Source organism: Mesorhizobium sp. M7A.F.Ca.MR.362.00.0.0 (assembly GCF_004023175.1).
Taxonomy (GTDB): Bacteria; Pseudomonadota; Alphaproteobacteria; order Rhizobiales; family Rhizobiaceae; genus Mesorhizobium.
Genome location: NZ_RZTF01000775.1, coordinates 1 through 1,149 on the forward strand (window position 1 = coordinate 1; position 1,149 = coordinate 1,149).

General features: G+C 62.2%; 1 protein-coding gene. It reads right to left on the minus strand.

Annotated elements, in window-relative coordinates; all coding sequences use genetic code 11:
- The coding region (locus tag EOC06_RS44630; RefSeq protein ID WP_245470444.1) for a Ulp1 family isopeptidase at positions 1-895 on the minus strand (895 nt) is incomplete at its 3' end.
- Positions 896-1,149 lie beyond the last annotated feature (254 nt).

Genomic DNA, 1,149 nt, shown 5'->3' on the forward strand with positions numbered 1-1,149 from the left:
GTGCGTTACTGGGGGCCGTGAGGCGGTCCAGTAAAGCCTGCCGGTCGGCGACGAGGGTGTCGAGGTGCAGCGGCTGGCTCCCGGGCCGTTCTCCTTTAGCCAATCGCGCGGCCAGCGCCCTGGTGGCGTCCACGACAAATACCCCGCAATCGTAGGTGTTGTCCTGCTGGGCCATCCGCACTCGATCCAAGCGGGCGCCCAGACGTGCTGCCAGCCCTTGTGCGATGGCGCTGTTCAGGGTGCCGAAGGAGTCGTAATGATAGGCGACCGGCTGGCGCCCGCGTAGATCGACAAACAGCAGCGACCAGTGGGTGCCCCCAGGGCCAGTCCCGGCATTGTTGACCGGAAGGAACACAAAGCTGGCCGTGCCGCCCCCGAAGTTGGCCCTGCCGCCATCGATGATGTCGTGGAAAGCGGCGGCCGCCTCGGCCGGGTTCCCAGCCATGCGCAAGAAATGGGCCACCGCCGGCGCCACCAACCGGGTCCGGGCGGCGATGTCGGGACTGGCCCTGTGCAGCGCCTCGCCAAGCAGTGCGAAATCGGCCGCGATATGCTCGTCTTCCAGATCGGAGTCGGTTAAATCGGGAAAGTCCTTAGGGCTTGCTTGCGATGACCTCTGCGCCTCCGCCGAGGGTACTGTATTCATGCCGCCAAGCGCTGCATCGTTGGCCATTCCCGCGCCTGAAGAGGAGCCCTTTTTCTCAAACGCCTCATTCAATCTGGTCCCGTGCAAATTGGGTGCAGCATTGGAGCGAGATTTGGACAGCGCATCGATTTCTGCCAGCCCGTCCTCAGTAAATTCGGGGTAGTCGTCGTCGAACTTTGGTTCTGACGGACTGAGCGCCGACGCCGAATGCTCACCCTGCATGCCGCCCAGCGCTGCATCGTTGGCCATTCCCGCGCCTGTATGCCGCTTGGAAAATGAAAATGGGGACACCTCGACCAAAAACTTTGGTCGCTGCAATTTAGTCGCACCAGACACCTGTTGCGGCGATTGATTTACCAGGCTAGCTGTCCTCTTCCGCTTCACAATGGATGACCGTAAAAGTGGCTCCTGATGGGGAGTGCCCCAGGCTGTATCCTCTTGAGGAGCAGCCGAATGCTCACCCTGCATGCCGCCCAGCGCTGCATCGTTGGCCATTCCCGCGC